7 protein-coding genes are annotated in these 6,632 nt (G+C 72.0%); 2 read left to right on the top strand and 5 right to left on the bottom strand.

The genetic code is table 11. From position 1 onward, the window contains the following. The 5 genes from ABZU43_RS15000 to bioB all read right to left on the bottom strand — a co-directional run. On the bottom strand, positions 1-500 hold a 500-nt coding region (locus tag ABZU43_RS15000; protein WP_355007076.1), incomplete at its 3' end, for a leucine zipper domain-containing protein. A gap of 157 nt (positions 501-657) precedes the next feature. Next, the gene (locus ABZU43_RS14995; RefSeq protein ID WP_355007075.1) at positions 658-2,811 is read right to left on the bottom strand and encodes an acyltransferase family protein; all 2,154 of its coding nucleotides are present in this window, start codon (positions 2,809-2,811) and stop codon (positions 658-660) included. Between the two features lie 75 nt (positions 2,812-2,886). After that, a complete protein-coding gene (locus ABZU43_RS14990) occupies positions 2,887-3,393 on the bottom strand; it encodes a GNAT family protein (RefSeq protein WP_355007074.1) in 507 nt (168 codons plus the stop codon). A 5-nt stretch (positions 3,394-3,398) separates the two neighbouring features. Continuing rightward, positions 3,399-3,590, bottom strand: coding sequence for a hypothetical protein (locus ABZU43_RS14985; protein WP_355007073.1), 192 nt, complete (start codon positions 3,588-3,590; stop codon positions 3,399-3,401). Between the two features lie 5 nt (positions 3,591-3,595). Then, positions 3,596-4,591 (bottom strand): biotin synthase BioB, encoded by a 996-nt coding sequence (gene bioB / locus ABZU43_RS14980; protein ID WP_355007072.1) that lies wholly within the window; start codon positions 4,589-4,591, stop codon positions 3,596-3,598. Positions 4,592-4,746: 155 nt separating this feature from the next. On the opposite strand from bioB, the gene ABZU43_RS14975 reads away from it, so the two are divergent. Beyond that, the gene (locus tag ABZU43_RS14975; RefSeq protein ID WP_355007071.1) at positions 4,747-5,883 is read left to right on the top strand and encodes an 8-amino-7-oxononanoate synthase; all 1,137 of its coding nucleotides are present in this window, start codon (positions 4,747-4,749) and stop codon (positions 5,881-5,883) included. Then, positions 5,880-6,605 (top strand): dethiobiotin synthase, encoded by a 726-nt coding sequence (gene bioD / locus ABZU43_RS14970; protein ID WP_091400737.1) that lies wholly within the window; start codon positions 5,880-5,882, stop codon positions 6,603-6,605. The genes ABZU43_RS14975 and bioD overlap by 4 nt, the downstream gene beginning before the upstream one ends. Positions 6,606-6,632 lie beyond the last annotated feature (27 nt).

The raw sequence follows: 6,632 nt of genomic DNA, 5'->3' as shown, positions 1-6,632 counted from the left end.
ACGAGGGTGCGGGTGCAGTCGTCCAGGACGTCGAAGACCGCGGCGAGGCTGCCGTCGGCGAGCCGGACGTTCGTGGCGTCGATCTGGTAGCAGTCGCGGGGCCGGGCGTAGACGAACCGCCGAAACGAGCTGCGCGGCCGTTTCGCCGGGTTCCGTTCGAGCAGATCATGCCGGGCCAGGACCCGGTTGATCGTCGAGCGTGAAGGCGCCAGCCACGCCGGACCGGTAGCGGCGTGCACCTCGATCAGAGCGTCACGGATGAAATCGGCCCCGTTGTCCACCCCGAGTTCGGCCCGCAGCTTGCAGATCCAGGCGTCCAGATCCGGTGGCGTCACCCTCGGACTGCGATGCGGCCGCCGCGACCGCTCCCGCCACTCACCCGCCTCCCGGATCCGCGCCTGATGCCGATACACGGTACGCACCGACACACCATGCTCACGCGCGAACTCAGCCGCGTTGATCCGCACCCCAGCAGCCAACTGGGCATCGAGCAGATTCATGACATGCCGCCGAGACACCATGCCAGGCACCATCCACCGGCAGACCCAAGATCCCTACCAACTGACACATGTATCGGGACTTCACCACTGACAGATGTCATGGGACTGAATAGTTCGCGCGAAACGGAAACTGTCCAAGATCTGCGGCAACGCCTGCCTACGGCAGGTGTTGTGGCACGAGTTGACGCAGCCGGTCGTGCAGCCGCGGGGCGAGGCTGCGGGCGTACGTGGCGGTCAGGTGATGCGCGTCCCGATAGACGAGCAGCCCGCCGATCACCGCGGGGCACGGTTCGGTGGGGCAGATGACGTCGTTGAGGTCGGCCAGGCGTACGCCGGGCACCACCGCCGCGGCGCGCTCCTGCGGGATGCCCCAGGTGAGCGCGCGGTCGCGGGGCTGGGCGCAGGCGGTGAGCCGCTCGCGATTCGCCGAGACGCACTCGGCGATGTCCACGGTAAACGACGGGGTGTCCCGGATGACCACCAGCGGCAGCCCGGCCCCGGTCATCTCCGACCAGGTCTGCGACAGCGCGGCCGTCTGCGCGTCCGTCGTCGCCGGGCCCGGTGGCGGCGGGCTGCCGTCCACCAACGGAATCTGGGTCACGCTGGAGACGATGAGCATCCGGGGCCGCCGTTCGCCGGTGAGCGCGGTACGCAGATTGCGGTTCCATTCCGTGCAGCTGCGGTCCGGCCGCCCGGCGATGCTGATGGGCGCGGTCAGGAAGGAGCATGTCGTCTTGATGTAGGTGACCAGTCGCCAGCCGCGCTCCGCCGCGATGACCTGGAGGGCCGGCACCCAGTGCGCCGCATGTGAGTCACCAGCCACTGCAACCTCGACCGCCGAGTCCCGGTCGCCGTAGGTGCAGCTGCGCAGGCTTGCCTCCTGTGCCTGCGTGACGCAGTCGTCCCGGTAGACGTCGGGCAGGTCGTCGCGGGCTTCGAGCGGATCGGGTGTGATGCGGGCGAACCGGTCCACCGGTGCCGCCGCCCGCTCGCCCCCGGGTGACGCGACCGGAGCGGCGGCCCCGGCCAGTGGTGCCTGGCTCGCGGCCGGCGGCCGGACCGCCAGGTGCAGTCCGATTCCGGTGAGGACCGTGACGCTGGTGGCGGCCAGTCCCATTCGCAGCACGCGGGCCCTGGAGAACTGTGCGTACCGGAACGGGTTCTCCACCAGGTGGTAGGTCAGCACCGCCGGGACGGCCGAACAGAGGATCATCGCGAGGCCGGCCGTGGTTCCCAGTGGTCCCCACCGGGCTTCCGCCACCACCAGCAGGGGCCAGTGCCACAGATACCACGAGTACGACACGGCGCCGACCGCGCGCGTCGGCCGCCTGTTGAGCAGGAGTGCCGGCCCGTACCGTCCGGCGGCGGGCCCGGCCGCGATGATCGCGACCGCGCCGAGGGTGGGCAGCAACGCCAGATAGCCCGGATAGGCCGCGGTCTCCGGTCGGATCAGCGTCGCGGCGAGGGCGACAGCGGCCATCCCGGCCCAACCGAGCGCGATCGCGGCGGGGCGCGGCAGCCGGGACAGGTGTCCACCCAGGATCGCCAGACCACCGCCCAACGCCAGTTCCCACATCCGGGTGGTGGTGACGAGGTACGCCCGCGCCGGTTCGGCCTGGCTCAGGTGAATCGACCAGACCAGCGACGGGACGCCGACCAGGGCGAAGGTGGCGAGCAGCCACGGGGACATCCGGTCGCCGAGGAACGGTCTGCGGTGTCGGCCCGGCCGACCACTCGAGATCGGACGCCGCGCGTCGGTGTGCCGGGACGTGCGCCGCGAAACCTGGAGGGCGACGACGAGCAGGAGCAGCGGCCACACCAGGTAGAACTGTTCCTCCACGGCGAGCGACCAGAAGTGCTGAAGAATGCTGGGGGCCTCCTCGGAGCGCAGATAGTCGGTCGACTGCTCCACCAGCCGCCAGTTCATCGCGTAGACGGCGCTGGCCAGGGCGTCCCGGGCGGTCTCGGACCACCGGATCGGGGGCAGGAAGAGGTAGGTGAGCAGGAGGCTCGCCACGAGGACGACGCTGGCGGCCGGCAGCAACCGCTTGGCGCGTCGGGCGTAGAAGTCGACGATGCGGATACCCCCGGTCCGGCGGATCTCGTCGACGAGGAGTCCGGTGATCAGGAACCCGGAGATCACGAAGAAGACGTCGACGGCGACGAACGCGGCGGGGAGCGCGGAGATGCCCGCATGCCCGACCAGCACGAGCACCAGCGCGAGCCCTCGCAGCCCTTCGATGTCGCCACGGAACCGGCCCGCGAGGATCGGGCCGGCGCTCGCGTCGGACCCCCTCGTCTCCACCCTCATTCAAGGCACGATAAGCCCGATGCGGGCGTTAGGGGACGAATGCCCCAGATGGGATGACGGAGCGAGGGCTCCCGCTCACTCCACCAGGTCGTCGGCGAGCAGGTCCATCAACAGGCCGTCGTGCCAGCGGCCGTCCGCACCGCGCTCGTAGCGGCGCAGCACCCCCACCGGTCGAAAACCAACCTTCGCGTACGCCCGGATGGCAGCGCTGTTCGCCGCGGCAGGGTCGATGGTGAAACGGTGGTGGCCGTACTCGTCGATCAGGTGTCTAGCCAGGGTGCGGATGGCGTCACCACCGAGGCCGGCGCCGCGCTCCGCCGGGTCGAGGAAGACGTCCAGGCTGGCGTGCCGGTAGTCCGGGTCCGCCTCGGCGTACCACTGGATCGCGCCGACCACCCGACCGTCGTGTTCGATCGCGTACACGTGCAGGTCGTCGTCGGCGAGGTCGGCACGCACGGAGTCGGCCAGGTCGTCGCCGCCCCGCCACCACCGGCGTACCTCCGGGTCGGCCCGGATCGCGGCGAGGGCAGGCACGTCAGCGACCGTCGCCGGTCGTAGGGTCACCGCCCGCCCTCGCAGCATCCGGCTCAGCCCCGCATCTCGCCGTGCTCGACGCAGATCGCCGACCAGCCCACCGGCAGCACCTGAACCTTCATCCGGCGACGGCAGCGGGGGCAGAACCGGGGCGGCTCCAACTGGCGGGCCGACGCGCAGGCCGGGTGGACGGTGGCCGTCGCCGGCTCACCGCACCTGTCGCACCACAGCTCCGTCGTCGTCATTGTCGTCACAGCGTGGCGGAGAGCGCCTTGACCGGCATCTTCAACTCGTCCAACAGCTCCAGGTCGGCCGTCGCCGGTCGACCCAGCGTGGTCAGGTAGTTGCCGATGATCACCGCGTTGATGCCGCCGAGCAGGCCGTCGCGGGTGCCGAGGTCGCCGAGAGTGATCTCGCGGCCACCGGCGTACCGCAGGATGGTGCGCGGCATGGCCAGCCGGAACGCGGCGATGGCCCGCAGCGCGTCCTTGCCCTCCACCACCGGACGGTCACCGAGCGGCGTGCCGGGACGCGGGTTGAGGAAGTTGAGCGGCACCTCGTGCGGGTTCAGCTCGGCGAGCTGCGCGGCGAACTCGGCCCGCTGCTCGACTGTCTCACCGAGGCCGAGAATGCCACCGCAGCACACCTCCATGCCGGAGTCGCGAACCATCCGCAGCGTCTCCCAGCGCTCCTCCCACGAGTGCGTGGTGACCACGTTGGGGAAGTACGACTTGCAGGTCTCCAGGTTGTGGTTGTAGCGGTGCACGCCCATGTCGACCAGATCGTCGACCTGCTCCTTGGTGAGCATGCCCAGCGACGCGGCAACCTGGATGTCGACAGCCGCCTTGATGGCGGCGACGCCCTCGCGCATCTGCTTCATCAGCCGGGCGTCCGGACCGCGGACCGCGGCGACGATGCAGAACTCGGTCGCCCCGGTCGCGGCCGTCTGCTTCGCCGCCTCGACCAGCGACGGGATGTCCAGCCAGACCGAGCGCACCGGCGAGGTGAACAGGCCCGACTGCGAGCAGAAGTGGCAGTCTTCCGGGCAGCCGCCGGTCTTGAGCGAGACGATGCCCTCGACCTCGACCTCCGGGCCGCACCAGCGCATCCGCACGTCGTGAGCGAGCTGGAGGGCGGCGGGCAGGTGCTCGTCGGGCAGGTTCAGCACGGCGAGGATGCCGGCCTGATCGAGGCCGACACCGTCACCCAGGACCTGGGTCCGGGCCTGGTCGAGGATCTCTGGCATGGCTCGTACCCTACAAGGCTCTCCGATCAGCCTGAATGACCTGGCGGCCCGTCGGTGCCTCGCACCGAGTGGAATCATCGGGCCGATGGCGGCGGGTGGTAATTTCGCCCGGCGGGTGTCGGGCTGACCGGCGCACACAGCGGGGGAGGGTGACGGTGGCGGACTGGCTGGCGGCGCTCGACCGCCGCGCGGAGCTGCGGGCGAAGGCCGGGCTCACCAGGCGACTGCATCCGCGTCCGGCCGACGATCAGATGACCGATCTGGCCGGCAACGACTACCTCGGCCTGGCCACCCACCCGGACGTCGTCGCCGCGGCCACGGCGGCCCTCTCGGCGTACGGGCTGGGCGCTACCGGGTCGCGCCTGGTCCGGGGCTCCACCGACGCGCACCGGGCGCTGGAGGACGACCTGGCCCGCTGGTTGGGCACCGACGGCGCCCTGGTCTTCTCCTCCGGCTACCTCGCCAACCTCGGCGCGCTGCGGGCGCTCGTCCAACCTCGGACGCTGCTCGTCTCCGACGCGCACAACCACGCGTCGCTGATCGACGGCTGCCGCATCTCCGGTGCGGAGACGGTGGTCACCCCGCACGCCGACGTCGACGCGGTGGCCGCCGCGCTCGCGGCCGCTCCCGGCCGCCCGGCCGTGGTGGTGACGGAGTCGGTGTTCTCGGTCGACGGTGATCTCGCCCCGCTGGCTCGGCTGCACGCGGTGGCCCGCCGTCGCGGCGCGCTGCTGCTGGTCGACGACGCGCACGCGCTGGGCCTGACCGGTCCTGCCGGCGCGGGCGCGGTGGCGGCCACCGGGCTGGCCGGCGAGCCGGACGTGGTGGTCACCGCCACCCTGTCCAAGGCGCTCGGTGGCGCGGGTGGCGTTGTCGCCGGCCCGGCCGAGTTCGTCCGGCATCTGGTCGAGACCGGGCGCACGTTCATCTTCGACACGGCGCTGCCGCCGGCGGTCGCCGCCGGTGTGCACGCGGCGCTGCGGCTCGCCCGGGCCGGCGACGACCTGCGCGCCGAACTCTCCGACCGGGTGGGACTGGCGGTGGGTCGACTGCGGTCGGCCGGGCTGACCGTCTCCGCCCCGGACGCGGCGGTGATCTCGGTGACGGCCCCGGGGCCGGAGGCGGCGACCGCGTGGGCGGCGGACTGCCGGGACCGGGGCGTCGCGGTGGGCTGTTTCCGGCCACCATCCACCCCGGACAGCCGCTCCCGACTGCGCCTCACGGTGAGCGCGGGGGTGCCCCGGACGGCGTTCGAGCGGGCGCTGGACGTCATCGTGGAGTGCGCACCATGACCGGCTGGGCGGGGTCGGTGCTGGTCACCGGGACGGACACCGAGGTCGGCAAGACGGTGGTGACAGCGGCGATCGCGGCCGCCGCGCAGGCCGCTGGGCTGCGGGTGGCGGTGGTCAAACCAGGTCAGACCGGTACGGCCGGCGGTGAGCCCGGCGACGTGGACGCGGTGAACCGGCTGGCTGCGCCGCTGACCGGTCGGACCCTGGCCAGCTACCCCGATCCGCTCGCCCCGCTGGCCGCGGCGCGGGTCGCCGACCTGCCGCCGTTGGAGTTGTACGCGGCGGTGGACGCCGTCCGCGCGGAGGCCGACAAGCACGACCTCGTGTTGATCGAGGGCGCGGGCGGGTTGCTGGTTCCGATGGGGCTGCGGCCGTCGGGGGAGCCGTGGACGATGGCCGACCTGGCGGTGTCGCTCGGCGCGCCGGCGGTGGTGGTCGCCCGCGCCGGGTTGGGCACGCTCAACCACACCGCGTTGACCCTGGAGGCGCTGGACCGTAGGGCGGTGCCGGCCGGTGTGGTGATCGGCGCCTGGCCGGCCCGGCCGGAGTTGGTGCACTGGACGAACCTCACCGACCTGGTGCCGAACCTTCTCGGCGCGCTGCCCGACGGCGCGGGCGCGATGGACCCGGGTGTGTTCCGGCGGTCCGCGCCGGGTTGGCTCACCCCGGCCCTGCACGGCGTGCTCGACGACTGGCGGGTCTGGGCCGAGGAGAGCGGCTGAACACCTGACTTTCGTCGGTGTCCGCGC

This window comes from Micromonospora sp. NPDC005205 (assembly GCF_040608275.1).
Lineage (GTDB): Bacteria > Actinomycetota > Actinomycetes > Mycobacteriales > Micromonosporaceae > Micromonospora.
The sequence above is the reverse complement of the archived record's forward strand: the minus strand, read 5'-3'. Positions and strand labels throughout refer to the sequence as shown.

What these genes read in the sequence shown, in the direction of transcription:
- ABZU43_RS14995 (WP_355007075.1), bottom strand. Translation starts at nt 2,811, where the DNA reads ATGAGGGTGGAGACGAGGGGGTCCGACGCGAGCGCCGGCCCGATCCTC.
- ABZU43_RS14990 (WP_355007074.1), bottom strand. Translation starts at nt 3,393, where the DNA reads ATGCTGCGAGGGCGGGCGGTGACCCTACGACCGGCGACGGTCGCTGAC.
- ABZU43_RS14985 (WP_355007073.1), bottom strand. Translation starts at nt 3,590, where the DNA reads ATGACGACGACGGAGCTGTGGTGCGACAGGTGCGGTGAGCCGGCGACG.
- bioB (WP_355007072.1), bottom strand. Translation starts at nt 4,591, where the DNA reads ATGCCAGAGATCCTCGACCAGGCCCGGACCCAGGTCCTGGGTGACGGT.
- bioD (WP_091400737.1), top strand. Translation starts at nt 5,880, where the DNA reads ATGACCGGCTGGGCGGGGTCGGTGCTGGTCACCGGGACGGACACCGAG.